The organism is Streptomyces sp. GESEQ-35 (assembly GCF_017948485.1).
GTDB lineage: Bacteria > Actinomycetota > Actinomycetes > Streptomycetales > Streptomycetaceae > Streptomyces.
The window spans coordinates 132,590-158,994 of record NZ_JAFFSX010000003.1 but is presented as its reverse complement, the minus strand read 5'-3'; the positions used below and the strand labels follow the sequence as shown (position 1 = coordinate 158,994).

Here is a 26,405-nt window from a genome sequence, read left to right as displayed (position 1 = left end):
AGAATCCCGTGACCCGCACGACCCGCACCCTGATCCGCAACGGCATCGTCATCCCCTGCGAGGGCCGCAGGACCGTGTACGACCCCGGGTCGGTCCTCATCGAGGACAGCAGGATCACCGCCGTCGGCCCGGTGGCCGATCTCGACGCGGCCGTGGCGGACGCGCAGGTGGTGGACGCCACCGGCCATGCCGTCATCCCCGGCCTGCACAACACCCACCTCCACTCGGGCCTGTTGCGCGGCACCGCCGAGTCCAAGTCGTTGTGGGACTGGCTGCGCGACTACGTCGACCCCGCCCACAAGGCCCTCACACCGGAGATCGCCGAGGCGGCCTCCCTGCTCTGCTACACGGAGTCGCTGCGTGCGGGGACCACCTCGGTGATGGACATGTGGCGCCACATGGAGGGCTCCGCGCACGCGGCGAAACAGGTCGGAATCCGCGCGACGCTGGTCCCGTACGTGGCGGACCTGCCGGGCTACGACTACTTCGAGACCCTCGACACCAACCGCCGCCTCCTGGAGGACTACCGCACGTATGCCGATGACCGCGTCCGCTCCTGGGTCGGCCTGGAACACCTCTTCTACTGCAGCCCGGAAGCCTTCAAGGCGGCGGCCGCGCTCGCCGACGAGTTCGACACCGGCCTGCACACCCACTCCTCGGAGACCACCTGGGAAGTCGAGGAATCCCTGCGCCGGTTCGGCCGCCGCCCCATCGAGGAGTTCCACCACCGGGGCATACTCGGCCCGCGCACCGTCGTCGCACACTGTGTCTGGCTCGACGACCGTGAGATCGAACTCCTCGCGGAGACCGGCACGAGCGTCGCGCACTGCCCCTGCTCGAACATGAAGCTCTCCTCCGGCCCGGCCCGGGTCATCGAGATGCGCCGGAGCGGCATCGCGGTCGGCCTGGGCAGCGACGGCGAGAAGGAGAACAACAACCTGGACCTGCTGGAGGAGATGAAGTTCGCCTCTCTGCTGCAGAAGGTCACCACCTCCGACCCGACGACGGGCGACCCGTGGGACATCCTGACCATGGCCACTCTGGAGGGTGCGAGGGCACTGGGCCTCGACACGGTGACGGGCTCGCTCGAACCCGGCAAGAAGGCCGACATCGTCACCGTGGACCTCCGCAAGCTCCACACCACCCCCCTCCTCCACGGCGACGACTTCAACGCCACGGCCCACCTCGTGTTCTCGGCCGGCGCCGCCGACGTCGATCACGTCTGGGTGGACGGCCGCCTCCTCGTGGACTCCGGCCGTGTCCTCACCGTGGACACGGAACAGGTCCGCCAACGGGCCCAGACGGCAGCCGAGGAACTCTTCCGCCGCCGCGCGGCACTCACCCCCTGACCCCGAACGTCGGCCATCCCCGAGTGCCCCGTCCTTCAGCGAGTGGACGGGCGTGTTCATCGGCTCTTCGGTGCCCGTCGCCGGTTCGGTCACCGAGTACGCCACCCCGGGCGGCTGGAACCTCCCGGACCGGGCACTGGCCGACGGAACCAGCGCGGGCGAGACCGTGGGCGTGCGCGCGGTGCTTACGGTCGACCGGACCGCATCGCCTCTCGGGCCGATCCGGAGTGTTCGTCGCGACTGCTCATACCGGGATTCGGCACTCAGACGTGGACCCGCGAATGTTGGTGACGTATTCTTCGATGTACATCACCAACATTGAGCGGGAGGTGCGGTATGTCTGTGACCCAGATCGACATCGACGATGACGCCCTGGAGCGCGCCATGGCCCTGTCCAAGGTCAGGACCAAGAAGGAGGCGGTCAATCTCGCTCTGCACTTCTACGCCGAGCAGCAGGAGCGCGCGGCACGCATCAGCCGGCACTTCGAGCGCGCGCGTGAGTGGGGTGCCGTCGAGGACGCCGAGCGCCTGCACCGGGCGGAGAAGGACAGCCGGTGATCTACCTGCTCGACACGTCCGGCCTGGTCCGGCTGCTCAGCGACCCGAAACTGCAATCGGCCTGGTACGACGCGATCGATGCCGGGGCCATCGCATCCTGCTACCTGCAACGCGCCGAGTTCCTCCACAGTGCCCGGAACGGCCGCGAGTACGACGAGATCATGGAGATGTTCGTCGACCTCTATCCAGATGTGTCGGTGCCGAAGAACGCGGGGCGCTGGATCGGTTCGGTGCAGCACCGCATGGCCCGGGCCGGGGAGCATCGCAGCGCCTCAGCGGTCGACCTTGTCATCGCTGCCACCGCGGCTCACCATGGCCTGGCTGTCCTCCACGACGATGCCGACTACCGTGCTGTCGCCCGGCACGCATCCGACCTGACCGAGCACAACGTTCACGACATCGCCTGAGGGATTTCTGCCGAGCCTGCGTCAGGCGAGGGTGGCGGCCCGCGTCGTCATACCGGAGATCTCGGAGCAACACCTGGGTGCCGCCCGGTCCGCCCGTGTCCACCGTGGCGCGCTCGTTGAAGTCATGTCTGTTGGGCAGGAGTTGGGCAACCGACAGTCCTGCAGCGTCCGTAAACGCCATCCGTCTCTCCGAGGGGACGGGCAAGCTGAGGGCTCACAGGTGTGACCGATGTGGTTGATGCAGCAAAACCACAGGTCAGAGGCGCCGTTCGATGCCAGGGCCGGTGAGCCGGCCACGGCCGCCGAGAACTCGTGCCCTCCACGTGCCCCATCTTCGTACGCCCAGAGGGCGGATCCTGCGGAAAATTCCCCGCCAATGCACAAGCCCCAGGCCGCTGACCTGGGGCTTCGAGAAGAGCGGGTGACGAGAATCGAACTCGCGCTCTCAGCTTGGGAAGCTGATGTTCTACCATTAAACTACACCCGCGTAAGACGCCGGATGAGGTCCGGTGTCAGAATGCCTGGTCACTCTACCTCATGACGGGCCCCCGGTGCTGAAGCCGTGGGGCCCGAGGGCGTTTTGAGGGGGTGATGGGGCTGCGGGGGGCGGGAGTTGGGGCGTACGGTGGAGGGGTGGAAGAGGGTCTGGGCGGGACTGGAGTGCCGTCTGGAGGCCGTCCCATTCATCCCGTAATGTGGGCTTTCGTCGTCCGGCGGGCAGCAGCCGGACGCAGCTCTTGGGGAAGGGACTCTTGGACTTGATGGAGCGCACCGTCGTCCGTTGTGCCGATGGGCACGTGTTCAGCACCGCTTCGTTCCCGATGCAGCAGGCCGAGCGACTCGGACCCGGACGGCTCGTCCGATGTCCGCGGTGCGCCCGGCTCCGCAGTGTCGTGCAGGTGACGCTGGAGAAGCGGTAAGCGATCAGAAACAGGCGCGTGGAGTCGTCCGGTTGTGGAGGCTCCGCGCGCCTTGCGTATCCTCGGGGCGTGCTTCTCTCAGACAAGGACATCCGGGCCGAGATCGATGCCGGGCGGGTACGGATCGATCCCTACGACCAATCCATGGTGCAGCCGTCGAGCGTGGATGTGCGGCTGGACCGCTATTTCCGGGTGTTCGAGAATCACCGGTACCCCCACATCGACCCCTCCGTCGAGCAGGCCGATCTGACGCGGCTCGTGGAGCCGGACGGCGACGAGCCCTTCATCCTCCACCCGGGCGAGTTCGTCCTGGCCTCCACCTACGAGGTCATCTCTCTCCCCGATGATCTTGCGTCCCGCCTGGAGGGCAAGAGCTCCCTCGGGCGGCTCGGGCTCGTCACCCACTCCACCGCCGGGTTCATCGACCCAGGCTTCTCGGGGCACGTGACGCTGGAGCTCTCCAACCTCGCCACGCTCCCCATCAAGCTCTGGCCCGGCATGAAGATCGGCCAGTTGTGCTTGTTCCGGCTCAGCTCGCCCGCCGAGTTCCCGTACGGCAGCGAGCGGTACGGGTCGCGGTATCAGGGGCAGCGGGGGCCGACCGCCTCCCGGTCGTTCCTCAACTTCCACCGGACGCAGGTGTGATGGGCGGTATGAGCGACGTACGGGAGAACCTCACCTACGAGTTGTTCGGCACCGCCGTGCGCGAACTCGCGCAGACCATCGCCGACGACGGGTACGAGCCCGACGTCGTGCTCAGCATCGCCCGCGGCGGCGTCTTCGTGGCGGGCGGGCTGGCCTACGCCCTGGACTGCAAGAACATCCACCTGGTAAACGTGGAGTTCTACACCGGCGTAGGCACCACCCTCGAAATGCCCGTCATGCTCGCGCCCGTCCCCAACGCGATCGACTTCTCCAACAAGAAGGTCCTGATCGCCGACGACGTCGCCGACACCGGCAAGACCCTACGGCTCGTCTACGACTTCTGCGTCGACCACGTCGCCGAGGTCCGCTCCGCCGTCATCTACGAGAAGTCGCAGTCCCTCGTGAAGTGCGAGTACGTGTGGAAGCGGACCGATGACTGGATCAACTTCCCGTGGAGTGTGGAACCGCCCGTCGTACGTCGTGCCGGGCAAGTGCTCGACGCCTGACGGCAGCGGACCGCAGCCGGCACAGAAGAGGGGCTCCCGGCGGACCACGCCGGGAGCCCCTCTCCGTATGCCTCGAAGAACGTATGCCTCGAAGAACTAGAACGTGCCCAGCTTCACGATCGACAGCAGGGCGATCAGCTGGATGGCCGACGCGCCGAGGGCCTTGGGCCAGGGGAGGTCGTGGGAGCGGGTGACCATGAGGGTGAGGAGGGCGCCGGCCGCTACCCAGGTGGCCCAGCCGAGGAGCTGGACGAAGGGGGCGTCGCCGCCGAGGAACATGGCGACGATCAGACGGGGGGCGTCCGTGATGGACATGATCAGCATGGAGAGGCCGACCGTGGGCTGCCAGGCGCCGTCGCCGCCGAGCTGGCGGGCGAGGGTGTGGGTGACCACGCCCAGGATGAAGGAGGAGAGGACCATCGCGACGGCCGTCGTCAGGACGATCGGGACCGCGTTCGAGAGGGTCGCGTTGATCGCGTCCTCGCGGGCGCCGTCGAAGCCGAAGACCGCCAGCAGGCCGTAGAGGAACGACACGATGAGGGCCGGCGCCCACATCGCGTAGTCGCGCATCTGGAGGAAGGTCTGGTTGGGGGCGACCACGATGCCCCTCAGCAGCGCCTTCCAGTGCAGGCGCGGGCCGACGGGACCGGACGGCGCGGTCGAGCCCGCGTGGTACGTCCCGCCCTGGTTGTACGGCTCGTCGCCGACCGTGAACGCCTGGGTGTGACCAGGGTTGTTGGCCGCGTACGGGTCGTGCGCGGGCTGCGGCGCGTGTGCGCCGCCGTCGCCGAAGTACTCCGGCTCGTCGTAGCCTCCCGCGCCCCGGCCGCCGTAGCCGCCGTGGCCCTGGTTGCCGTAACCCCCGCTCTGGCCGCCGTTGCCCTGCGGCCACTGCCGCTGCGGGGCGTACGGCTGCGGAGCCGGGGGATTGCCGTACGGCGGACCCTGTGGGGTCTGTCCGTACGGAGGTTGTTGCGGTCGCGCGTGAGGAGCGCCGTTGCTTCGGCCGCGTCCGATCCTGAATCCAGCCACGTCATCGAACGTACCTGGTTCTCGGGGGTCACGTGCCGGGCCCGGGGTTTCGGGCCCGGCTTTGCTGCCGAGCTGTGACATCCCCTAAGGGGCGGATGGGGCTGTTCTCCGTGGTCGGTCAGGGTGCAGCCCTACGGGAGACTCCTTGACCCGCCTCTGAAGACAGCTAGCCCGTGGCCGCCGCCTTCGGGAGGAACCAGGCCGCTCCCGCGGGGCTGTTCTCCCCGACGCCGATGGCGGTGAGATCGGCGCGGCCGTCGCGGTTGATGTCCGGGGCCGGCGGGGTGGCGCCGACGCCGTCGCCCCACTCGTTCGTGCCGGGGATCCCGGTGCTGTTCTGTGTCAGCAGGACCGCCCCCGTCGTGGTCAGTCCCGACGCCGAACCCTTCAGCAGCGTGATCGAGCCGGGGTCGGCGTCGCCCGGAGCGCCGATCGCCGGCTCGCCGTAGCCGTTCTTGTCGAAGTCGCCGATCGCCGGCGCCCGGCCGAACCGGTCTGCGTACGCCGAGGTGCCGGGGACGCCCGCCGTGTTCCGGGTGTACGTGACGCGGCAGGTCGCGCTCGGGCCCGAGCCGGTGCCGTGGATGACGTGGATCTTGCCGCCCTTGGAGGCGGACGGCTCGGTGTCGGGGTCGGCCGGGTTGCCGAGGACGATGTCGCCGTAGCCGTCCTTGTTGAGGTCGCCGATCGCGGCCGTCGAGGCCGTGCGCAGGTTCGCCGCCTTGGTCAGGCCGCTCGGGGTGCCGCGGTAGTACACCGCGGTGGCGAGGTGCGTGTCCGCGGTGGGCTTGGCGCCGGTGACCACGAGGTCGGCACGCCGGCGGCGAGGAGGGCGGCGGTCAGCAGGCCGGCGGTGCGCTTGCGCAAGGGGTCTCCTGAAGCGGTGAGCGGGCTGGGCTCGCGATGAGGAGGCACGCGGCAAGACGCGTGGGTTGTGCGGGAGGCGGGTGAGCTTCTGGGATTGCTGTGAGGTCAGAGGCCGAGGAAGGCCGACGTGGAGAAGGTCACCGCGGGTTCGGCCGCGATCAGTCCGCTCTTCTCGCCCGGGTAGACGGCGACGGTGTCCTTCGTCTCGCCCCGGTACGTCCGTACGGCCAGGTCGGCCCGCCCGTCGCCGTCGAAGTCGGCGGCGGTGAGGACGCGGGTGGTGCCGCGGGCGGCGGGCTCGACGGTCACCGGCTGTGCCGCGGACAGTCCGGCCGTACGACCGCGGAACAGCCGTATCCGCGAACCGCTGGAGACGAGCTCGTCCTTGCCGTCGCCGTCGAAGTCGGCGGTGTCGAGCATGGAGCCGGGGGAGGAGAGGGTGGCTCGGGTGGGGGCGGGGAGGTCGTAGCGGAGGGCGGTGTGGTCCATGGCGCCGATGGCGGCGTCGAGTTGGGGGGCCTTGCCGAAGGCGCCGAGGGCGACGTCGATGCCTTCCGGGAGCGTGGCCCCGGTGCGGGTCGGTCCGGTCGGGCCGCCGAGGACGAGCGCCGCGGTGGCGGTGCCTTCCGCCGTACGGACGACCAGGTCGTCGTATCCGTCGCGGTCGACGTCGGCGGCGGGACCGGTGGGCAGGTTGCCGGGCGCGGGGATCGGGGCGGTGGCGGCGCTCGGACCGCCCTTACGGCTGAACGGGCCCGGCAGGAAGCTGAGTTGCTGGTCGGAGGCGTGGACGACCAGATCCTCGGCTCCGTCGCCGTCGAAGTCGCCGCACACCGGCTGGTCCGGCCAGTCGTTGCCGGCGCGGGCCCGGTCGGGGACGGCGAGGGTGACGGCCTTGCCGGTCAGGCCCTCGGGGGAGCCGAAGAGGAGCTGGAGGGGGACCGGGGGTTGCCCCTGGCCGTCGTAGGGCGGGTCGGTGGACACCACGAGGTCGGTGAAGCCGTCCCCGTCGAGGTCGCAGGCCGCCTCGGCGTCGAAGAGGGCCGGGAGTTGGCCCTTGGCGCGGGCGGCGTTCCTGGTCGGTGTCAGCAACTGCCGGGTGGCCGGGACGAGTCCGCGCGCCGAGCCGTAGACGATGCCGATACCGGCGTCGTCGGCGTGGCTCTGCTCCTTCACCAAGTCGTCGAGGACCAGGTCGCGGTGGCCGTCGCCGTTGAAGTCGTCGGCGACCTTGCTGCCCTTGCCGCGGGGGACGGGAAGCCGGGCGGGACCGTCGTCCTTCGCCACCTTCACAGGGGTCTGCTCGGCGGTGCCGGTGTGATGGGTCGGCCCGCAGGCGGCGAGTGGAAGAAGCCAGGCGACGGTGACCGCCGCCACACCTATCGCGCATCTCCGCACGCGCACCGCTCACCTCGTCAGCCTCTTTGACAACGACTCAGTAATGATGCGCGTGTTCGGGCTGCGAGTTAAGAGGTGTGACGTGGTTGAGAGGTGTGACGTGGTTGAGAGGTGTGACGTGGTTGACGGGTGTGACGTGTTCAGGACTGATACGGCTGCTGCTGGTGCGGCTGCCCGTACGCCTGACCGCCACTCGCCGCCTGCACCTGAAGCTGTTCCGCCTGCTCCTCGGTGATCTTCTGCTCCGCGCCGCAGAAGGTGCACTGCGTCGCGTACTTCGTCGAGAACGGAAACAGCGGCACGAAGAACAGCGTGAACTTGGTGACGCGCTTGCGCAGGGTGTGCGCGGCGGGGTTGCCGCACTGGCCGCACAGGAGCGTCAGTATCGCGAGCTGGTACAGGTAACCCTTGGTGCCGAAGATGATCATGCCGGGCCTTTCTCGGGGACGAGGCGGTCAGCGTACGGCGACGCCCCCCGCCCGCGAGGGGTCAGGGGGCGTCACGGTACAGAGCTGTACAGCGGTTGTTACTTCACCGGCTCCGGCTCCGGCGTGCTCTCCGCCGCCGCCTCGCCCGCCGGATCGACCGGCGTCCGCACGGAGTCCAGCAGCAGCTGGGCCACGTCGACCACCTGGATCGACTCCTTTGCCTTGCCGTCGTTCTTCTTGCCGTTGACCGAGTCGGTCAGCATGACAAGGCAGAACGGGCAGGCGGTGGACACGATGTCCGGGTTCACGGACAGAGCCTCGTCGACGCGCTCGTTGTTGATGCGCTTGCCGATCCGCTCCTCCATCCACATCCGCGCACCACCGGCGCCGCAGCAGAAGCCGCGCTCCTTGTGGCGGTGCATCTCTTCGTTGCGGATGCCGGGGACGCTGGCGATGATCTCGCGCGGGGGCGTGTAGATCTTGTTGTGGCGGCCCAGGTAGCAGGGGTCGTGGTATGTGATGATGCCCTCGACCGGGGTCACCGGGACCAGCTTGCCCTCGTCCACCAGGTGCTGGAGCAGCTGGGTGTGGTGGATGACCTCGTAGTCGCCGCCGATCTGCGGGTACTCGTTGCCGATCGTGTTGAGGCAGTGCGGACAGGTCGCGACGATCTTCTTCGCGGACTTGGGCTTCTTGGTGCTCTCGTCCTCGTCGTCCTCGCCGAACGCCATGTTCAGCGCGGCCACGTTCTCCATGCCGAGCTCCTGGAACAGGGGCTCGTTGCCGAGGCGGCGGGCCGAGTCACCGGTGCACTTCTCGTCGCCGCCCATGATCGCGAACTTGACGCCCGCGATGTGGAGGAGTTCCGCGAAGGCCTTGGTGGTCTTCTTCGCGCGGTCCTCCAACGCGCCCGCGCAGCCCACCCAGTACAGGTACTCGACCTCGGACAGGTCCTCGATGTCGCGGCCGACGACCGGGATCTCGAAGTCGACCTCCTTGGTCCACTCCAGGCGCTGCTTCTTGGCGAGCCCCCAGGGGTTGCCCTTCTTCTCCAGGTTCTTGAGCATCGTGCCCGCCTCGGACGGGAACGCGCTCTCGATCATCACCTGGTAGCGGCGCATGTCGACGATGTGGTCGATGTGCTCGATGTCCACCGGGCACTGCTCGACACAGGCACCGCAGGTGGTGCAGGACCACAGGACGTCGGGGTCGATGACGCCGTTCTCCTCGGCGGTGCCGATGAGCGGGCGCTCGGCCTCCGCGAGAGCCGCCGCGGGGACGCCCGCCAGCTGCTCCTCGGACGCCTTCTCCTCGCCCTCCATGGACTTGCCGCCACCGGCCAGCAGGTACGGCGCCTTGGCGTGCGCGTGGTCCCGCAGCGACATGATCAGCAGCTTCGGGGAGAGCGGCTTGCCCGTGTTCCAGGCCGGGCACTGCGACTGGCAGCGACCGCACTCGGTGCAGGTCGAGAAGTCCAGCAGGCCCTTCCAGGAGAACTGCTCGACCTGCGAGACACCGAAGACGTCGTCCTCACCGGGGTCGGTGAAGTCGATCGGCTTGCCGCCCGACGTCATGGGCAGCAGGGCGCCCAGCGATGTGTCGCCGTCCGCGTTCCGCTTGAACCAGATGTTCGGGAAGGCCAGGAAGCGGTGCCAGGCGACGCCCATGTCGGTCTTGAGGGCGACCACGATCATCCAGATGAAGGAGGTCGCGATCTTCAGGCCGGCGAAGAAGTAGGTGAGGTTCTGGAGCGTGGAGAGGTCCAGGTGCTCAAGACCCGACACCACCGGGTACGAGATGAAGAACGACGCCTCGTAGCTGTCGACGTGGTGCTGGGCGCCCTCGAGCGCGTGCAGCATGAAGATGCAGACGCCGACGGTGAGGATGACGGCCTCGACGAAGTACGCCTGGCCGAAGTTGGAGCCGGCGAAGCGGGACTTGCGGCCCGGCCTGTTCGGCTTGCTCAGCTGGCGGATCACGATCAGGACCAGGATGCCGAGCACGGTCATGGTGCCGATGAACTCGACGAACACGTTGTACGGCGCCCACTCGCCGACGACCGGCAGCAGCCAGTCGGCCTGGAACAGCTGGCCGACGGCGTTGACGATCGTCAGCAGCAGGGAGAAGAAGCCCACCGCCACGAACCAGTGCGCGACGCCGACGATGCCCCAGCGGTTCATCCGGGTGTGGCCGAGGAACTCCTTGGCCACAGTGACCGTGCGCTGCACGGGCTCGTCGGTGCGGGTGCCCGCGGGCACGTTCTGGCCGAGCCGCATGAAGGTGTAGATCTGTACGACGGCGCGGGCGAACAGGGCCACGCCGACCACGATCAGAACCAGCGACACGATGATCGCGGCGAGTTGCATTTCGGGGCTCCTCGGGCCTGCGAGGTGATTACTAAGCGGTAACTTATGCAGTCCGTCTGAGACTACCCACATCTTCCGTCGCACTGTAGCCAGGTGCACCGTGATCTGGATCGCTGAGGGTTACCTCAGGAGTCGACCGTGTTATTCGTACCAATTACGGCAATTTATGACTAATTTAAGACCGTGCTCTACGGGATCGTCGCCGCCTCCACCGCCTTCCTCCTAGCCGCCGTCCTCGCCGCCCTGCTCCGGATGCCCGCCCAGCGGATCGGGCTGCTCGACCGGCGGTGGCAGCGGCCCGTGCCGGTGGTCGGCGGGGTGGCCGTCGTGCTCGCCACCTGTGCCGTGGCGGCGGTGGGGAACAGGGCGGGGTTCGCTCCGCTCGGGGATGGCGTCGGCGCGCTCGTCTGTGCCGCCGTCGCCGTCGCCGGGCTCGGGCTGATCGCCGACCTCAGACGGGTCAAGATGCGGTTCCTCGTCGGCGGTACGGCGATCGCGGCGACCTGTGTCGTGCCGTACGGCGAGACCGGGCTCGTCGTCGGCGTGCTGGCCGTCGGATGGATCGTGTTCGTCGCCGTCGGGTTCCGAGCGCTCGATCACGCGGACGCGCTGGCGGGGACCGTCGGGGTCGTGACCGCCTTCGGCTCCGGTGCCGTCGCCGCGGCGGAAGTCCTGGACGGGCTCGCGGTGTTGCTGAGTGTGCTGGCCGCCGCGCTCACCGGGTTCCTCATGCACAACTGGCCGCCCGCGCGCGTGGCGCTCGGCTCGTGCGGGTCGCTGTTCACCGGGTTCCTGCTGGCCTCGACGACCGTGTTCGCGCGGGCCGGAGGTGATCCGGTGTCCGGTGCGGGGGTGCTGTTCTCCCTTGCCGCCGTCGCCGGCGCCGATGTCGTCCTCGTGCTGCTCTCCCGCCGCCTGGCCGGGCGGCCCCTGCTGCGGCGCGGGCCCGACCATCTCGCGCACCGGCTGCGGCGGCTCGGGCTCACCCCGCACGGGGCGGTGGTCATCCTCGCCGTCGCCGCGTTCTCGGCGGTGGTCGTCGGGGTGCTGGTACATGTCGGGTGGGTGGTCCAATCCGCCGTGCTGTGGGTGGCGGGGGGAGCCCTGGTCATCGTGGTCGGGCTGCTCTGCGTCCCGGTGTACGGGCCTCGACGGTCCGCGTCACCGCAGGTCACGACCCAGTTGCGTGTAAGGAACGGATAAGAGTTGAGTCCCTGCGACTCAGGTCTGTTGACCCAGTCGCGGACGTCATGCACACTTGAGTCCGTTCCACTCAAGTCAGCTGGAGGAATCAACCATGGCACGTGCGGTCGGCATCGACCTGGGCACGACTAACTCCGTCGTCAGCGTTCTTGAAGGCGGCGAGCCCACCGTCATCACCAACGCAGAGGGCGCCAGGACCACGCCGTCCGTCGTCGCCTTCGCGAAGAACGGCGAAGTGCTCGTCGGCGAGGTGGCCAAGCGCCAGGCGGTCACCAACGTGGACCGGACCATCCGGTCCGTCAAGCGCCACATGGGCACGGACTGGAAGATCGAGCTCGACGGGAAGCAGTTCAACCCGCAGCAGATGAGCGCGTTCATCCTTCAGAAGCTGAAGCGCGACGCCGAGTCCTACCTGGGCGAGAAGGTGACCGACGCGGTCATCACCGTCCCCGCGTACTTCAACGACTCCGAGCGCCAGGCGACCAAGGAAGCCGGCGAGATCGCCGGTCTCAACGTCCTTCGTATCGTCAACGAGCCGACGGCCGCCGCCCTCGCGTACGGCCTCGACAAGGACGACCAGACGATCCTCGTCTTCGACCTCGGCGGCGGCACCTTCGACGTGTCCCTGCTGGAGATCGGCGACGGCGTCGTCGAGGTGAAGGCCACCAACGGTGACAACCACCTCGGTGGTGACGACTGGGACCAGCGCATCGTCGACTACCTGGTCCAGCAGTTCCAGGCCGGTCACGGCGTGGACCTCGGCAAGGACAAGATGGCGCTCCAGCGCCTCCGCGAGGCCGCCGAGAAGGCCAAGATCGAGCTGTCCTCGTCCACCGAGACCTCGATCAACCTGCCCTACATCACCGCCTCCGCCGAGGGCCCGCTGCACCTGGACGAGAAGCTCACCCGGGCTCAGTTCCAGCAGCTGACGGCCGACCTGCTGGAGCGCTGCAAGACCCCGTTCTTCAACGTGATGAAGGACGCCGGCGTCTCCATCAACGAGATCGACCACGTCGTCCTCGTCGGTGGCTCCACCCGGATGCCCGCCGTCGCCGAGCTCGTCCGCGAGCTGACCGGCGGCAAGGACGCCAACAAGGGCGTCAACCCGGACGAGGTCGTCGCCATCGGCGCCGCTCTCCAGGCCGGTGTCCTCAAGGGTGAGGTCAAGGACGTCCTGCTCCTCGACGTCACGCCGCTGTCGCTTGGTATCGAGACCAAGGGCGGCATCATGACGAAGCTCATCGAGCGGAACACGACGATCCCGACCAAGCGGTCCGAGATCTTCACCACCGCCGAGGACAACCAGCCCTCCGTGCAGATCCAGGTCTACCAGGGCGAGCGCGAGATCGCGGCGTACAACAAGAAGCTCGGGATGTTCGAGCTGACCGGTCTGCCGCCGGCCCCGCGCGGTGTCCCGCAGATCGAGGTCGCCTTCGACATCGACGCCAACGGCATCATGCACGTCACGGCCAAGGACCTTGGCACGGGCAAGGAGCAGAAGATGACCGTCACCGGTGGCTCCTCGCTGCCGAAGGACGAGGTCAACCGGATGCGCGAAGAGGCCGAGAAGTACGCGGAGGAGGACCACGCCCGCCGCGAGGCCGCCGAGACCCGCAACCAGGGCGAGCAGCTCGTCTACCAGACGGAGAAGTTCCTCAAGGACAACGAGGACAAGGTCCCCGGCGAGATCAAGACCGAGGTCGAGGCCTCCGTCGAGGAGCTGAAGGAAGCCCTCAAGGGCGAGGACACCGCCGAGATCCGCACGGCCACCGAGAAGGTCGCGGCCGTCTCGCAGAAGCTCGGCCAGGCCATGTACGCCGACGCCCAGGCCGCGCAGGCCGCGGGCGGTCCCGAGGGTGCCACCGACGGCGGTGCTGCCAAGGCCGACGACGACGTCGTGGACGCCGAGATCGTGGACGACGAGCGCAAGGACGGTGCGGCGTGACCGAGGAGACCCCGGGCTTCGACGAGAAGCCCGACGTCCCCTCCGGCGCGACCCCCGACGACGCCGAGCCGAAGGGCGCTCCCGAACAGGGGGCGTCCCCGGCCGGGGACGTGAACAACGCAGACGCGGGCCTGCTGGCCCAGCTGGACCAGGTGCGTACGGCGCTCAACGAGCGCACCGCGGACCTCCAGCGGCTCCAGGCCGAGTTCGCGAACTACCGCCGCCGGGTCGAGCGTGACCGGATCGCGGTCAAGGAGATCGCCATCGCGAACCTCCTGACCGAGCTCCTGCCCGTGCTCGACGACATCGGCCGGGCCCGGGACCACGGCGAGTTCGTCGGCGGATTCAAGTCCGTCGGGGAGTCGCTGGAGACCGTCGCGGCGAAGATGGGACTTCAGCAGTTCGGCAAGGAGGGCGAGCCCTTCGACCCGACGATCCACGAAGCGCTGATGCATTCGTACGCGCCGGACGTCACCGAGACGACCTGCGTCGCGATCCTCCAGCCGGGGTATCGCTTCGGCGAGCGCACCATCCGCCCCGCGCGGGTGGCCGTCGCCGAACCCCAGCCGGGTGCGCAGACGGTCAAGGCCGAGGACGGGACGGAGACGTCCGCCACGGACGACAAGGAGAGCGGTGGCCCGGACGAGGGCTGACGTTGAACCCATGAGGAAGGAGGGGCGTCGAGGATGAGCACCAAGGACTTCATCGAGAAGGACTACTACAAGGTCCTCGGCGTCCCCAAGGACGCCACCGAGGCCGAGATCAAGAAGGCGTACCGGAAGCTCGCCCGCGAGTACCACCCGGACGCCAACAAGGGCAACGCCAAGGCCGAGGAGCGCTTCAAGGAGATCTCCGAGGCGAACGACATACTCGGCGACCCCAAGAAGCGCAAGGAATACGACGAGGCACGCGCCCTCTTCGGCAACGGCGGGTTCCGCCCGGGGCCGGGCGGCGCGAGCGGCGGCAACTTCAACTTCGACCTGGGGGACCTCTTCGGAGGCGGCACCCAGGGCGGGGCGAATCCCGGCGGCTTCGGCGGCGGCATCGGTGACGTCTTCGGGGGCCTGTTCAACCGCGGCGGCGCCACCACACGCACCCAGCCGCGGCGCGGCCAGGACATCGAGTCCGAGGTGACCCTCAGCTTCACCGAGGCGATCGAGGGCGCGACGGTCCCGCTGCGGATGTCCTCGCAGTCACCCTGCAAGGCCTGTTCGGGCACCGGCGACGCGAACGGCAACCCACGGGTGTGCCCGACGTGCGTGGGAACCGGCCAGGTGGCAAGGGGCTCAGGCGGAGGTTTCTCCCTCACCGACCCCTGCCCGGACTGCAAGGGCCGCGGTCTGATCGCGGAGAACCCCTGCGAGGTCTGCAAGGGCAGCGGCCGCGCCAAGTCGTCGCGCACGATGCAGGTCCGCATCCCGGCCGGGGTGTCGGACAGCCAGCGCATCCGTCTGCGCGGCAAGGGCGCACCCGGCGAACGGGGCGGCCCGGCGGGCGACTTGTACGTCGTCGTGCACGTCGACGCCCACCCCGTGTTCGGCCGCAAGGAAGACAACCTGACGGTGACGGTGCCGGTCACGTTCACGGAGGCGGCACTGGGCGGAGAGGTCCGGGTCCCGACGCTGGGCGGCCCGCCCGTGACCCTGAAGCTGCCGCCGGGCACGCCCAACGGCCGCACCATGCGGGCGCGGGGCAAGGGCGCGGTCCGCAAGGACGGTACGCGCGGCGACCTGTTGGTCACCGTCGAGGTGAGTGTCCCGAAGGACCTGACGGGGAAGGCTCGTGACGCACTCGAGGCGTATCGCGAGGCGACCGCGGGCGAGGATCCGCGGGCTGAGCTGTTCCAGGCCGCGAAGGGAGCTTGATGGACATGGACGGCCGTCGACGCAACCCGTATGAACTGACCGAGGAGACCCCGGTCTACGTCATTTCGGTGGCGGCCCAGCTGTCCGGCCTGCACCCGCAGACACTGCGCCAGTACGACCGTCTGGGCCTCGTGTCTCCGGACCGCACCGCCGGACGCGGTCGCCGCTACTCGGCCCGCGACATCGAACTGCTGCGCACCGTGCAGCAGTTGTCGCAGGACGAGGGCATCAACCTGGCCGGCATCAAGCGCATCATCGAGCTGGAGAACCAGGTCGCGGCGCTACAGGCCCGGATGTCCGAGATGCAGGCGGCCCTGGAGGGCGCGGCGACTGCGATGCAGCAGCGTGAGGCCGCGGTGCACGCCTCCTACCGGCGGGACCTGGTTCCGTACCAGGACGTGCAGCAGACGAGCGCGCTGGTGGTGTGGCGACCGAAGCGGCAGTCCTCGGACTGAGAGTTACGTGCGTGCAGGGGCCCGGAGGTTCGAGATGAACCTCCGGGCCTCTTTCACGTCAGGATGCCGCCGGTACGGCCACGCTCACCAGGACCGGCAGTGAGGTGGTGCCGTCCTCGCGGACGCCGACGACCTGGTACCACAGGGACGTTCCGGTCGGCACGTTCGCGTCGTGGAGCGGCTCGGAGTCCGGCAGCGCCTCGAAGGCGCCGGTCTGCGGGTTCCAGCGGGCGGCGCGGAAACCGGCGAAGTCCTCCGTGCCCGCGGGCGCCCAGCCGCTCAACTGCACATTGCCGAGGGCGGAGAGCGACGCGTAGGCCGCGTGGGTGGCCCCGGCCGGAGTCTCCACCGTGGGCCGCAGATCGTGCTCGGTGATGTGGACCGTGGTGCCGGCACTGAGGTTTCCGGCGAAGTCGGCGGGCCGGACGACGTAGCAGAGACTCTCGCCGTCCGCGACATCGACGTTCCGCCACGACGTCTCGGTCACGCCGGTGTAGTCCAGCTTCTCGGTGTCCGTGCAGACGCCGTCGACGCTCGTGCCGCGCCACAGGGTGTACTCGTCGAGGTCGGCGTCGGACACCTGCGACCAGGTCAGGACCGTGCCCCAGTCCTTGACGGTGGCGGTCACGGAGGCCGGAGCCGCGGGCGCCTGGCGGTCGGTGCCGGTGGTGGCCGCCACCTCGCCGCTGCGCAGGCCTTCCTTGTCGTTGTTGTCGTAGCCGCTGACGGCGTACCGGTAGGCGGTGTCGGTGCCCGCCGACCAGTCGTTGCACAGGTACTGGTCGCTGCCGTCGGCGAGTTCACGCTCGTACCAGTGGCAGCGCTCGGTCACCTCGACCCAGTCGGTGCTCGTGCCCTTGGCGCGGTAGATCCGGAAGCCCTGGTAGGACCCGCCGGTCTTGTGGTCCGCGTCCCAGGTCACGGTGACCGCGCCGGAGTGCGGGAAGGCCCTGCCGATGGTGGGCGCGGCCACCAGACGGCGGGCGGTCCTGGACGTGGAGTAGGCGGTGACCCGGCCGCTCGCGTCGATCGCGGCCACGTGGTACTCGTTCACGGCGGAGCGGGTCGCGCGGGTGTCGGTCATCGACGTACCCGTGGTCTCCCAGGTGGCGCCGTCGTCGTCGCTGTGGGCAAAGCGGACCACCCGGTACTTGACCGCCCCGGGCACCGCGTTCCAGCTCACGGCGACCCCGGTGTCGGTGCCGGTGGCGGTGAAGCCGGCCGGCGTGGTGACGGCGAGGCTGGTCACCTTGACGATCGGGGTGTCGGCCGAGAAGTTGCCGGCCTTGTCGTACGCCCGGAGCACGTACTCGTAGGTCTCCCCGGTGGCGGGCGGGGTGTCGGTGTACGAGGTGGCGGTGGTCCCCACGTTGCGCAGGACCTGCCAGGTGGTGGTGCCGGCCACGCGCCGGTGGACCCGGTATCCGGCCAGGTCCATCTCGGCGTTCTTCCGCCAGCTCAGCTTGGTCTGCTGGGTGGCATCGGTGTAGGCCGCGGTGAGGCCGGCCGGGGCGAGCGGCTTGACCTTGTCGACGGTCGCCGAAGTCCGGGGCGAGTACGTGAACTTGACCTTGGCGGCGCCGGTCCAGTTGACGTAGTCGATCCGCAGGGTGTGCTTGCCCTTGGGGATCGTGAGGTTCAGGCTCTTGGCCCGCGAACTCGTGGTGTTCGACCAGAGGTTGATCTTGCGCGTGCCGTCCAGGTACACGCGGATGCCGTCCGTCCCGGACGCGGCGAACGCGAAGGGACCGCCGGCGCCGAAGTCACGGGTGACGGTCCAGCGGACGCCGAAGTTGTCCTTCGGCAGCCCGGAGGCGGGGGCGCCGCTCCAGCTCTGGTCGATCGCGCTGTCGCAGTCGGTCTTCTTCGCCGCGCCGGAGAAGCCGGTGTTCGCGAAGAGCTGCCGCTTGAAGACCGGTGAGGCGCAGCCGACGGCCGCGGAGGCGGGGGTGACGGCGGCGCTGAGCAGGCCACCGGCGGTGGCGAGCACGACGACGGTCGCTGCCGCGGTCGTCGTGCGTCTGGCTGAGTTCATTCGGTCCTCGGGTCGGGATCGGAACGACGTGAAGAAGCTGCCGTGATCACGACTCGCGAGGTATGGCCTTGGTTGTACTGATCTTCGCTCTCTCCTCGGGGTGTGTTGAATGAAGGGTCCGTAAAGGGAGTTTGGAGGTGAATCTCCCGAGTCTTCACAAGCAAATCGGAGTCTTCACAAGCAAAGCGGAGGGTGATGTTGTCATCTCGTTAAGTAGTTCCGCTTGACGCCGATGGGCCCGGACGCGTTGGCTTTTCAGTCACCTGGGTCGCAACGCTGCGCCCATGTCCAGAAGACACCAGAAGTGAGCCCCTTCATGCGTCGTACCGCCATAGCACTGGCCGCGTCCACGATGACCCTGTCGCTTGCCTCGTGCGGGGTGCTCAACGCGTCAGGGGACGCCAGTGACGCGAGCCCGACCAAGGGCAACGACATCACCCTGGGGCTGCTGCTGCCGGAGAAGGCGAACTCCCGGTACGAGAGCTTCGACTACCCGATCATCAAGAAGAAGGTCGAGTCCCTCACCAGGAACCGGGGCAAGGTCGAGTACGCCAATGCCGAGGCGAGCGCCGACAAGCAGGCGAGCCAGCTCCAGCAGATGATCGACGACAGGGTCGACGTGATCCTGCTGGACGCGGTCGACGCGCACACCATCGCGAGCGGCGTGAAGAAGGCCAAGGAGGCCGGTATCCCGGTCATCGCCTACGACCGGCTGGCCGAGGGGCCGATCGACGCGTACATCTCCTTCGACAACTCGCTGGTCGGCGAGGTCCAGGGCCGCTCCCTCGTCGAGGCGCTGGGCAACGGCGAGGACACCTCCAAGAAGATCGTCATGATGAACGGCTCGCCCACCGACCCCAACGCCAAGCAGTTCAAGGCGGGCGCGCTCGACGAGCTCACCGGCAAGGTGACGATCGCCGAGTCGTTCGACACCAAGGACTGGAAGCCGGAGAACGCCGAGGCCAACATGGAGCAGGCGATCGACGCGATCGGCGTGGACAACATCGCCGGTGTCTACTCCGCCAACGACGGCATGGCCGGCGGCATCGTCGCGGCCCTGAAGGATGCGGGCGTCACCGAAATGCCGCCGATCACCGGCCAGGACGCCGAACTGGCCGCCGTACAGCGGATCATCGGCGGCGAGCAGTTCATGAGCGTCTACAAGTCGTACCCGCAGGAGGCCGAGGCCGCCGCGGAGATGGCCGTCGCCAAGATCCAGGGCAAGGACATCCAGTTCGACGCCCTCACCCGCGACAAGGTCGACAGCCCCACGGACAAGGACATCCCCGCCCAGCTCGTCGCCGTCGTCGCGCTGACGAAGAACACCATCAAGGACACGGTCCTCGCCGACGACATCTACCAGCTGTCGGACATCTGCACGTCCAAGTACAAGGCCGCGTGCGACGAGATCGGGCTGAAGTAGGCGCTGCGCTGCCGCGATCTGCGTCGATCGTCCGCGGCGCCGTCGTGGCTGGGCGCGCAGTTCCCCGCGCCCCTTCGGGGCGCCGGCGGGCCGGAATGACTCTGGCCCGCCAGCTCCTCCCCTCCGCTCATCCCACCTGCGTGAACTCCACCGTCACCTCCGGCGGGCCGCCCGCCACGCCACGGTAGATGCCCTTGTGCGGGGTCACGTCGTCGTAGTCGCGGCCCCGGCCGACCACGACATGGGACTCGTCGGCCCGTGTCCGGTTCGTGGGGTCGTAGCCGCACCAGTCGCCGGCCCAGTACTCGACCCAGGCGTGGCTCTGGCCGGCGACCGGGCGGTGCAGCTCCGCCTCGCGTTCGGGGTGGAGGTAGCCGGAGACATAGCGCGTGGGCAGGCCGACGCCCCTCAGGAGGGCGATCGTGACGTGGGCGATGTCCTGGCAGACGCCCGCGCCCTGCTCCCAGGCCTCGGCGGCGGACGTGTTCACGCCCGTGGTGCCGGGGAGGTAGGAGACCCGGTCGGCGACCAACGCGGACACCGCGATCGCCGTCCCGTGCGGGTCGAGGCCGGCGGACGCCTCCCTCGCCTTCGCCACGAGCTCCGCCGGGACCGTCGTACGCACTGTTGCGTTCGCGAATTCGAGGAGGCGGGAGTCCGCGGTGCGTCCCGCGATCTCGGTCCACTCGGGCGCCTCGGGCAGGGCCTGGGGCGGGGCCGTCTCCACCAGGCTCGTCGCCGTGATGGTGAGGTCGGCGTGCGGGTCCATGAGGTCGAAGCCGGTCACCTGGGTGCCCCAGTAGTCCCAGTACGACCAGGTCGCCGTCGCCGGGGTGATGCTGACCCGGGCGTCCAGGGTGGTCTGGCCGGGCACCGTCAGCGGGGTCATCCGGACCTCGTTGTGGGACGAGGCGGCCGGCTGCGCGTACGAGACGCTCGTGATGTGCTTGATACGGAGGCGGCGGGTCATGCTCACGCTCCTTCCTGGGCCCACTCGACGGGCCCCTGGTACGGGAAGAACCGCTCCGCCACCGCCTCCGCGGAGGCCATGCAGGACTGCTGCAAGTCGCTCAGCAGCAGGGGCAGTTGCTCTTCCAGGGCATGCGAGTCCAGATACTCCAGCCGGGTGCGTATCCGGCCGATCGGGCGGCGCGCCGGGTCCTGGCGCGGGCGGCCCAGCGCCGTCAGGCACTCCTCGGCCGTCGTCAGCGCGTGCAGCGCCGAGCGCGGGAAGGCCCGGTCCAGGAGCAGGAATTCGGCGACCCGCGGGCTGTCGCCGAAGCCGCTGTGCACGCGCGCGTACGCCTCGTCCGCCCCGCTCGCGCTCAGCAGCGTCGTCCAGTCCGGGGCGTGGACGGCGTCCAGCACGCGCACGGACAGCAGCCGTACGGTCATGTCCACCCGCTCCAGACTCCGGCCCAGCACGACGAAACGCCAGCTGTCGTCCCGGCTCATGGTGGAGTCGGCGAGGCCGAAGAAGAGCGCGGCCCGGCTGCGGACCAGCTCGAGATAGGCGTAGGGGCCGGTACGGCGGGCCGCGCGCCGCTGTTCGCCGAGCGCGTGCCACGTCGCGTTGAGGCACTCCCACATCTCGGAGGACACCGCCTCACGCGCACTGCGCGCGTTCAGCCGGGCCGCGCCCAGCGCGCCCTCGATGGAGCAGGTCGAGTGGGCGTCGAAGGCCAGCTGGTCGAGGACCTGTTGCATGTCCACGCGGTCGTCGCCCGCGTCGACGCCCAGGATCGCGTACAGCGACCGGCAGGCCACGTCCTCGTCGCGCCAGGGGTCCTCCAGCAGGCGGTGCAGATACGCGTCGAGGATGCGCCCGGTGGCGTCCGCCCGCTCGACATAGCGGCCGGTCCAGGTCAGTGCCTCGGCTATCCGGGAGAGGATCACGTCGTTCACTGCTGCTGCGCCCCTTCCTGTACGACGGTGGGGGAGCCGTCGGGTCCGTGCTGGCGGGGTGCGACGTCCGGCAGGCCGCCGGAAGGCGCCGGGGCCGGCTGGTCGGCGGGGCCCTCCGCCAGCACCCAGGTGTCCTTGGAACCGCCGCCCTGGCTGGAGTTGACGATCAGGTTGCCCTCCTGGAGGGCGACCCGGGTGAGGCCGCCGGGGAGCACCCAGACATCGTTGCCGTCGTTCACGGCGAAGGGGCGGAGGTCGATGTGGCGCGGCGCCATCCGCTCGCCCGCGAGGGTGGGGGAGGTGGACAGGGCGACGGGCCGCTGGGCGATCCAGCCGCGGGGGTCGGCGGCGACGGCCTTCCTGGCCCGCTCCAGCGTCTTCTGGTCGGCCTTGGGCCCGATCACGATGCCCTGCCCGCCGGCCCCGTCGACCGGCTTCACGACCAGCTGGCCGATCTGGTCGAGGACCGCCTCCAACTGCCCTGGTTCATCGGGCCGATAGGACTCCACATTGGGGAGAACCGGTTCCTCGCCGAGGTAGTAGCGGATGAGATCCGGGACGTACGTGTACAGCAGCTTGTCGTCCGCGATGCCGTTGCCCACGGCATTCGCGAGTGTGACGTTGCCGGACATGGCGGCGTTGAGGATGCCGGGGCAGCCGATCACCGAGTCGGGCCGGAAGTGCAGCGGATCGAGGAAGTCGTCGTCGAGCCGCCGGTATACGACGTGGACGGGCACCTCGCCGCGCGTGGTCCGCATCCAGACCCGGTTGCCGCGGCACACCAGGTCGTGCCCCTCGACCAGCTGCACACCCATCAGCCGGGCGAGCAGGGCGTGTTCGAAGTAGGCGGCGTTGCTGGGGCCCGGGGTGAGGACGACGACCCGTGGATCGGCCGTACCGCCGGGCGCCGCGGCCCGCAGTGCGGCGAGGAGCCGCTGCGCGTACCCGTCCACCGGCACGACATGCTGCTCCGCGAAGAGCGAGGGAAAGATCCGGGTCATCGCCCTGCGGTTCTCGATGACGTACGACACCCCGCTGGGGACCCGCACATTGTCCTCGAGCACCCGGAAGTCCCCGGCCTCGTCCCGTACGAGGTCGATGCCGGCGACATGGATGCGCACGCCCCCGGGTGGTTCGACCCCGTGGGCCGCCCGGTGGAAATGGGCCGAGTTGAGAAGCAGGCGCCAGGGCACGACGCCGTCCTCGAAGGCACGGCAGTGCCCGTAGGCGTCGGCGAGATAGGCCTCCAGGGCCCGCACCCGCTGGCTCACCCCGCGTTGTATGAGATCCCATTCCAGGGCGTCGAGGATCCTCGGCACAAGGTCCAGCGGCCAGGGCCGCTCCTCGCCCGCGAAGGCGTAGGTCACACCACGGTCGGTGAACGCCCGGGCCATCTGGTCCGCCCGGAAACGCAGTTCACTCGGCTCGATCGGCTGCAAAGCCGCCAGCACCGGCTCATAGGCGGCCCTGACCTCACCCAGCCGCACAAACATCTCGTCCCACGCATCGGCCAATGCGTATGCGTCAAATATGTCCGCCATGGAGGGACGTTAAGGGCGGTACGTAACACAACGATCACTCGGTGATTTCCGGCAGCTCACGCGTTCGGCCCGGGAGCCCTGTCCCCGCCGCGCCGGGCGGATACGCCACACCGACATCAGCTTGTTGCAATTCAACGTACTGAGGGATGCAGATAGCCGGGCAAAGAGGCCGAATATCGTCGCCACGCTGAGAGGAGGCGTGTTGCGGAGCAGGTCCGGTCCCTTCATAGTTGCGCTGCAAAGAGGCTGAACCGGGGGTGGGATGGGCGATGGCCGGGCACGGGACGGACGAGCATCCACACGGTGCTGACCGACTGTGCGGGGCCGGGGATCGCGTGTATTCCCGGGCCGTACGGCGGGGCCGCGTGCCGCGTCAGGACGCGGAGCCGGTGCCGTGTCTGCTTGAGCTGGCCCTGCTGCACCCGGACCCCGACGACATGGACTGGCTGGTCCCCACCTCCCCGCAGGAGGTCATGACCCGGCTGCTGCGCGGGGTGTACGACGAGGTCAGCGCGAGCCAGCGGCGGGTCGGGTCGGCCGTCGCGGCCGTCGAGCGGTTCGCCGGACTCGGCCCGCGCCTGTCGTCGGCGTCCGTCGAAGGCACCTCGCTCCGTGTCCTGGACGGTCTCTCCCGTATCCAGGCCGCCATGGACGAGGCGACAGAAGCGTGCACGACCGAGGTGCTGACCGTGCAGCCCGGCGGCATCCGCCCCGAGCACGAGCTGACGGAGGGCCTCCACCGCGCCCTCGCCCTGCGCGGCCGGGGGGTGCGCATGCGGGACCTGTACACCCATGTGGCGCGGCACGGCCAGGGCCTGCGGAACTACCTGGAGCTGATGGGCGACGCGGTCGAGGCGAGGACCCTCGACGAGGTCATCGACCGGCTGATCCTCTTCGACCGCACGGTGGCCTTCATCCCGGCGAACACGGACCGCACGCTGGCCCTGGAGATCCGCCACCCGGCGCTCGTCGGCTACATGGTGACGGTCTTCGAACGCCTCTGGCGCCTTGCGATCCCCCTGACCGCGCCGCTTCCGGACACCGGCATCGAGGGCATCTCACACCGGGAGCAGTCCATCGCGGCCCTGCTGGCGGAGGGCCACCAGGACGCGGTGATCGCGGAGCGGCTGGGCATAAGCGTCCGCACCTGCCGCGCCCACATCGCGCGTCTGTCGGAGACCCTGGGCGCGGCCAGCCGTACGCAGTTGGGCGTCCGCATCGCCCAGGTCGGCCTCAACGGCCCGCCCCAGTCCCTCACCCTTCCGGGTCAAGAATCCCCGACTGTCCGATGAGATAGCCCAGTTGGGCACGGCTCTCACTGCCGAGGGTCGCCGCGAGCTTGGCGATGTGCACGCGGGCCGTGCGGATGTTCATGCCGAGGCGTTGCGCGATGACGGCGTCCGTGTGGCCCTCGACGAGGAGGCCTGCGATGGCTCGCTGGCGGGGGGTGATGCCGTTGAGGGTGGGGCGTTGGACTGCCTCGGGGTACATCGGAGTGGCCAGACGCCAGAGGCGGTCGAAGGTGGTGGCGAGGTAGGAGACGATCGCGGGGTGGCGGATCTCCAGGGCCGCTGTGCCGTCGGGGTTGGCGGGGATGAAGGCGACGGTGCGGTCGACCATGACCAGGCGGTCGGTGATCTCGTCGAGCGTGCGGGCCTCTGCGTCGCCGCTGAGCTGTTCGTAGCGGGCCTGGGCAATTGGTGAGTAGCGCTGGGTGTGCTGGTACAAGGTGCGGATGCGTCCGCCGCGGTCCAGGAGGGCCTGGTCGCGTGGATGGGCCACGCGCTGAGCCGCCGCGCCGCGTTGGTCGGAGTAGTGCGAGTTGGGCTGGACGCAGAGCACTTCCTCGCAGGCATCCGCCATGCCCTGGGTGATGGCTCGGTTGATCTGTTCCGTGCCGCTGAGCAAGGTGACCGTCGGTGTGTCCGCCGCTGTCGTATGCCTGCCGTCGATCCGCATCAACGGCTGGAACACGGCCGCCAGTTGCTCCTCGAGTCGCCGCTCGTCGGCAATGCGGTCCTCGATGGTGCGCAGCAACCGGTGGAGGGCGAAGGCCGGCGCGACGGGTTGCAGCCACCCCAGGTCGCCGACGTCCGGCTGTAGCAGCCCCAGATCGATCAGGCACGGCGCCGCTTCCACGGCTTCGGTGCGCACTCGCCCTTCGCGCAGGGCATGGGCGTAAAGGTCCAGACCCGCGTCGCACAGTTCCTCCGCTGTGTGCGTGTGAGCCTCCGTCACGGGTGGTCTGCTCCTCCCGCTGCCGGCTGGTCCTCGTTCAGGATTTCGGACTGGGCGATGAGGAAGCCGAGTTGGGCACGGCTGCCGCTGCCGAGGGCGGTGGCCAGCTTGGCTATATGGGCCCGGCACGTGCGGACGTTCATGCCCAAGCGGCGGGCGATGGCCTCGTCCACGTGGCCCTCGACGAGGAGTTTGGCGATGGAGCGTTGAACCTCGGTGATTCCGCCCTGGGTGGTTTCGTAGGGGGCGCCCGCGCTCAACGGGACTGCCCGGCCCCACATGAACTCGAAGAGCTTGACCAGGTAGCGGACGAGGCCCGGGTGACGGAGCTCCAGGGCGACCTGTTGGTCGTCCCGGGTCGGTATGAAGGCGACGGTCTCGTCACACACGATGAGGCGCTCGACCACCTCGTCGATGGTGCGGTACTCCACCTTGCCGTCGGCGAGCTGAGCCACGTAGGCAAGTTTCTCGGGGCTGTACCTCGCCGTGTGCTGATACAGGGTCCGGATCCGCACACCACGTTCGATCAGCGGCCGGTCGCGCTCAAGACCTTTGAGGAGGCTGCGCTCGGAGAAGCGCTCGCGGTCACTCGGCTGGATGGTGAGCACCTCGGTCTGGCAGGACCCGGTGGCCAGGTCGAGCGCCGCGTTGATCTGCTCGTTGCCCTCCAGCACAGTGACCCAATCCGTACTCGTAATGGTCTGAGTACTCAGGGTCATGAACGGCTCGAAAGCATCGGACAGTTCGATCGACAGTCGTCTGTGCTCGGCGATCTCCCGCTCTACGGCGTTGAGGCGCTGCGCCAGGGCGACCGACGGGGGTACGGGGCGCAGCCAGTCTGCGTCGTCAGGGTCCGGGCGGAGCAGGGCGAACTCCAGCAGGCAGGGGGCGGACTCCGCCTCTCCCCGGGCGATGCGTCCCGTGCGCAGGGCGCTCGCATAAAGTCGGCCACCTTCCTCACACAGCTCGGTCACCGCATGGGGATGTGCCCTATTGGTCTGATTCATTAGTAAATCTCCACCCCCCAGGGTCCTGAACATGCAGGAACATGATGCATCGATCGTGTGGCCATCACGTGCCTGAATGAGCCATCGTCTTATCCGACGGGGGAAATGGGGACCTTCGAGTGAGGACGAAGCCGACAATGCGTAAGAGACTGCTTCGCTCAATGCTTGTTGCCGCCTTCTCCGTCGCAGTGGCTTTCGGTGTGCTGAGTGGCCACTCTGACGATGAGCGCAACCTGCAGGCGGACACGCACTGGCCGTCAGTGGCTGTGAGCAGCGTCGCCGACGACGCCGATGCTTCGACGGACGGAGCCG

At 68.9% G+C, this 26,405-nt stretch carries 23 protein-coding genes and 1 tRNA gene; 12 read left to right on the top strand and 12 right to left on the bottom strand.

From position 1 onward, the window contains the following. Positions 1 to 8: 8 nt before the first annotated feature. From KCH87_RS07720 to KCH87_RS07710, 3 genes are all read left to right on the top strand, one after another. Entirely contained in the window at positions 9 to 1,349 is a 1,341-nt protein-coding gene (locus KCH87_RS07720; RefSeq protein ID WP_210585154.1) for an amidohydrolase family protein, read from the top strand. Positions 1,350 to 1,685: 336 nt separating this feature from the next. Beyond that, positions 1,686 to 1,907, top strand: a complete 222-nt coding sequence (locus tag KCH87_RS07715; protein ID WP_067033141.1) for a type II toxin-antitoxin system VapB family antitoxin — start codon at positions 1,686 to 1,688, stop codon at positions 1,905 to 1,907. Continuing rightward, a complete protein-coding gene (locus KCH87_RS07710) occupies positions 1,904 to 2,314 on the top strand; it encodes a PIN domain-containing protein (protein ID WP_210585153.1) in 411 nt (136 codons plus the stop codon). Before KCH87_RS07715 ends, KCH87_RS07710 begins: the two co-directional genes overlap by 4 nt. A gap of 416 nt (positions 2,315 to 2,730) precedes the next feature. Here KCH87_RS07710 and KCH87_RS07705 read toward each other — a convergent pair. Further along, positions 2,731 to 2,801 (bottom strand) — tRNA-Gly (locus tag KCH87_RS07705). A gap of 502 nt (positions 2,802 to 3,303) precedes the next feature. Here KCH87_RS07705 and dcd point away from each other — a divergent pair. Further along, on the top strand, positions 3,304 to 3,879 hold the full coding sequence (gene dcd / locus KCH87_RS07700) for a dCTP deaminase (RefSeq protein ID WP_210585152.1): 576 nt from the start codon (positions 3,304 to 3,306) through the stop codon (positions 3,877 to 3,879). Between the two features lie 8 nt (positions 3,880 to 3,887). Further along, positions 3,888 to 4,385, top strand: coding sequence for a phosphoribosyltransferase (locus tag KCH87_RS07695; RefSeq protein ID WP_210585151.1), 498 nt, complete (start codon positions 3,888 to 3,890; stop codon positions 4,383 to 4,385). Positions 4,386 to 4,481: 96 nt separating this feature from the next. Here the strand turns inward: KCH87_RS07695 and KCH87_RS07690 are convergent, their stop codons facing one another. The 5 genes from KCH87_RS07690 to KCH87_RS07670 all read right to left on the bottom strand — a co-directional run bounded on the left by KCH87_RS07690 (position 4,482) and on the right by KCH87_RS07670 (position 10,476). Continuing rightward, entirely contained in the window at positions 4,482 to 5,498 is a 1,017-nt protein-coding gene (locus KCH87_RS07690) for a Yip1 family protein (RefSeq protein ID WP_210585150.1), read from the bottom strand. 85 nt (positions 5,499 to 5,583) lie between these two features. Beyond that, on the bottom strand, positions 5,584 to 6,222 hold the full coding sequence (locus KCH87_RS07685) for an FG-GAP repeat protein (protein ID WP_210585149.1): 639 nt from the start codon (positions 6,220 to 6,222) through the stop codon (positions 5,584 to 5,586). 167 nt (positions 6,223 to 6,389) lie between these two features. Beyond that, positions 6,390 to 7,688 (bottom strand): VCBS repeat-containing protein, encoded by a 1,299-nt coding sequence (locus KCH87_RS07680; protein WP_210585148.1) that lies wholly within the window; start codon positions 7,686 to 7,688, stop codon positions 6,390 to 6,392. Between the two features lie 134 nt (positions 7,689 to 7,822). After that, on the bottom strand, positions 7,823 to 8,110 hold the full coding sequence (locus KCH87_RS07675) for a zinc-ribbon domain-containing protein (protein WP_210585147.1): 288 nt from the start codon (positions 8,108 to 8,110) through the stop codon (positions 7,823 to 7,825). A gap of 98 nt (positions 8,111 to 8,208) precedes the next feature. After that, positions 8,209 to 10,476, bottom strand: coding sequence for a (Fe-S)-binding protein (locus KCH87_RS07670; protein WP_210585146.1), 2,268 nt, complete (start codon positions 10,474 to 10,476; stop codon positions 8,209 to 8,211). A 183-nt stretch (positions 10,477 to 10,659) separates the two neighbouring features. Here KCH87_RS07670 and KCH87_RS07665 point away from each other — a divergent pair, with 183 nt between their 5' ends. The 5 genes from KCH87_RS07665 (at position 10,660) to KCH87_RS07645 (ending at position 15,944) form a co-directional block, all read left to right on the top strand. After that, positions 10,660 to 11,679, top strand: a complete 1,020-nt coding sequence (locus tag KCH87_RS07665) for an MraY family glycosyltransferase (protein ID WP_210585145.1) — start codon at positions 10,660 to 10,662, stop codon at positions 11,677 to 11,679. A 94-nt stretch (positions 11,680 to 11,773) separates the two neighbouring features. Next, on the top strand, positions 11,774 to 13,624 hold the full coding sequence (gene dnaK / locus KCH87_RS07660) for a molecular chaperone DnaK (protein WP_210585144.1): 1,851 nt from the start codon (positions 11,774 to 11,776) through the stop codon (positions 13,622 to 13,624). Beyond that, positions 13,621 to 14,277 carry a nucleotide exchange factor GrpE gene (gene grpE, locus KCH87_RS07655; RefSeq protein WP_210585143.1) on the top strand — a complete coding sequence of 219 codons (657 nt, stop codon included), beginning with the start codon at positions 13,621 to 13,623 and terminating at the stop codon, positions 14,275 to 14,277. The genes dnaK and grpE overlap by 4 nt, the downstream gene beginning before the upstream one ends. Positions 14,278 to 14,310: 33 nt before the next feature. Further along, complete coding sequence (dnaJ, locus tag KCH87_RS07650) at positions 14,311 to 15,489, top strand: molecular chaperone DnaJ (RefSeq protein ID WP_210585142.1); 1,179 nt, start codon at positions 14,311 to 14,313, stop codon at positions 15,487 to 15,489. A gap of 5 nt (positions 15,490 to 15,494) precedes the next feature. Continuing rightward, positions 15,495 to 15,944 carry a heat shock protein transcriptional repressor HspR gene (locus KCH87_RS07645; RefSeq protein ID WP_210585141.1) on the top strand — a complete coding sequence of 150 codons (450 nt, stop codon included), beginning with the start codon at positions 15,495 to 15,497 and terminating at the stop codon, positions 15,942 to 15,944. Positions 15,945 to 16,002: 58 nt separating this feature from the next. Here the strand turns inward: KCH87_RS07645 and KCH87_RS07640 are convergent, their stop codons facing one another. Then, on the bottom strand, positions 16,003 to 17,979 hold the full coding sequence (locus KCH87_RS07640) for a fibronectin type III domain-containing protein (RefSeq protein ID WP_247195874.1): 1,977 nt from the start codon (positions 17,977 to 17,979) through the stop codon (positions 16,003 to 16,005). A gap of 316 nt (positions 17,980 to 18,295) precedes the next feature. Here KCH87_RS07640 and KCH87_RS07635 point away from each other — a divergent pair, with 316 nt between their 5' ends. Beyond that, a complete protein-coding gene (locus KCH87_RS07635) occupies positions 18,296 to 19,402 on the top strand; it encodes a substrate-binding domain-containing protein (RefSeq protein WP_210585140.1) in 1,107 nt (368 codons plus the stop codon). A gap of 127 nt (positions 19,403 to 19,529) precedes the next feature. Here the strand turns inward: KCH87_RS07635 and KCH87_RS07630 are convergent, their stop codons facing one another. The 3 genes from KCH87_RS07630 to KCH87_RS07620 are packed head-to-tail and all read right to left on the bottom strand — an operon-like array spanning position 19,530 to position 22,848. Beyond that, a complete protein-coding gene (locus KCH87_RS07630) occupies positions 19,530 to 20,372 on the bottom strand; it encodes a transglutaminase family protein (protein WP_210585139.1) in 843 nt (280 codons plus the stop codon). 2 nt (positions 20,373 to 20,374) lie between these two features. Continuing rightward, positions 20,375 to 21,307 (bottom strand): alpha-E domain-containing protein, encoded by a 933-nt coding sequence (locus tag KCH87_RS07625; protein ID WP_210585138.1) that lies wholly within the window; start codon positions 21,305 to 21,307, stop codon positions 20,375 to 20,377. Continuing rightward, entirely contained in the window at positions 21,304 to 22,848 is a 1,545-nt protein-coding gene (locus KCH87_RS07620) for a circularly permuted type 2 ATP-grasp protein (protein WP_210585137.1), read from the bottom strand. The genes KCH87_RS07625 and KCH87_RS07620 overlap by 4 nt, the downstream gene beginning before the upstream one ends. Positions 22,849 to 23,117: 269 nt before the next feature. Here KCH87_RS07620 and KCH87_RS07615 point away from each other — a divergent pair, with 269 nt between their 5' ends. Further along, positions 23,118 to 24,140, top strand: coding sequence for a LuxR C-terminal-related transcriptional regulator (locus tag KCH87_RS07615; protein WP_210585136.1), 1,023 nt, complete (start codon positions 23,118 to 23,120; stop codon positions 24,138 to 24,140). On the opposite strand, the gene KCH87_RS07610 is transcribed toward KCH87_RS07615, so the two are convergent. Together KCH87_RS07610 and KCH87_RS07605 are read right to left on the bottom strand one after the other, a co-directional pair. Further along, complete coding sequence (locus KCH87_RS07610) at positions 24,103 to 25,086, bottom strand: helix-turn-helix transcriptional regulator (RefSeq protein ID WP_210585135.1); 984 nt, start codon at positions 25,084 to 25,086, stop codon at positions 24,103 to 24,105. The two genes, KCH87_RS07615 and KCH87_RS07610, sit on opposite strands and share 38 nt — an antisense overlap. Next, complete coding sequence (locus tag KCH87_RS07605; protein WP_210585134.1) at positions 25,083 to 26,126, bottom strand: helix-turn-helix transcriptional regulator; 1,044 nt, start codon at positions 26,124 to 26,126, stop codon at positions 25,083 to 25,085. The genes KCH87_RS07610 and KCH87_RS07605 overlap by 4 nt, the downstream gene beginning before the upstream one ends. Between the last annotated feature and the right edge of the window lie 279 nt (positions 26,127 to 26,405).

Excerpts from the sequence above, each read along its gene's own strand:
- dnaK (WP_210585144.1), top strand. The coding sequence starts at position 11,774 with ATGGCACGTGCGGTCGGCATCGACCTGGGCACGACTAACTCCGTCGTC.
- KCH87_RS07635 (WP_210585140.1), top strand. The coding sequence starts at position 18,296 with ATGCGTCGTACCGCCATAGCACTGGCCGCGTCCACGATGACCCTGTCG.
- KCH87_RS07615 (WP_210585136.1), top strand. The coding sequence starts at position 23,118 with ATGGCCGGGCACGGGACGGACGAGCATCCACACGGTGCTGACCGACTG.
- KCH87_RS07620 (WP_210585137.1), bottom strand. The coding sequence starts at position 22,848 with ATGGCGGACATATTTGACGCATACGCATTGGCCGATGCGTGGGACGAG.
- KCH87_RS07675 (WP_210585147.1), bottom strand. The coding sequence starts at position 8,110 with ATGATCATCTTCGGCACCAAGGGTTACCTGTACCAGCTCGCGATACTG.
- dnaJ (WP_210585142.1), top strand. The coding sequence starts at position 14,311 with ATGAGCACCAAGGACTTCATCGAGAAGGACTACTACAAGGTCCTCGGC.
- KCH87_RS07670 (WP_210585146.1), bottom strand. The coding sequence starts at position 10,476 with ATGCAACTCGCCGCGATCATCGTGTCGCTGGTTCTGATCGTGGTCGGC.
- KCH87_RS07695 (WP_210585151.1), top strand. The coding sequence starts at position 3,888 with ATGAGCGACGTACGGGAGAACCTCACCTACGAGTTGTTCGGCACCGCC.
- KCH87_RS07690 (WP_210585150.1), bottom strand. The coding sequence starts at position 5,498 with ATGTCACAGCTCGGCAGCAAAGCCGGGCCCGAAACCCCGGGCCCGGCA.
- KCH87_RS07630 (WP_210585139.1), bottom strand. The coding sequence starts at position 20,372 with ATGACCCGCCGCCTCCGTATCAAGCACATCACGAGCGTCTCGTACGCG.
- KCH87_RS07605 (WP_210585134.1), bottom strand. The coding sequence starts at position 26,126 with ATGTTCAGGACCCTGGGGGGTGGAGATTTACTAATGAATCAGACCAAT.
- KCH87_RS07715 (WP_067033141.1), top strand. The coding sequence starts at position 1,686 with ATGTCTGTGACCCAGATCGACATCGACGATGACGCCCTGGAGCGCGCC.
- KCH87_RS07640 (WP_247195874.1), bottom strand. The coding sequence starts at position 17,979 with ATGAACTCAGCCAGACGCACGACGACCGCGGCAGCGACCGTCGTCGTG.
- KCH87_RS07645 (WP_210585141.1), top strand. The coding sequence starts at position 15,495 with ATGGACGGCCGTCGACGCAACCCGTATGAACTGACCGAGGAGACCCCG.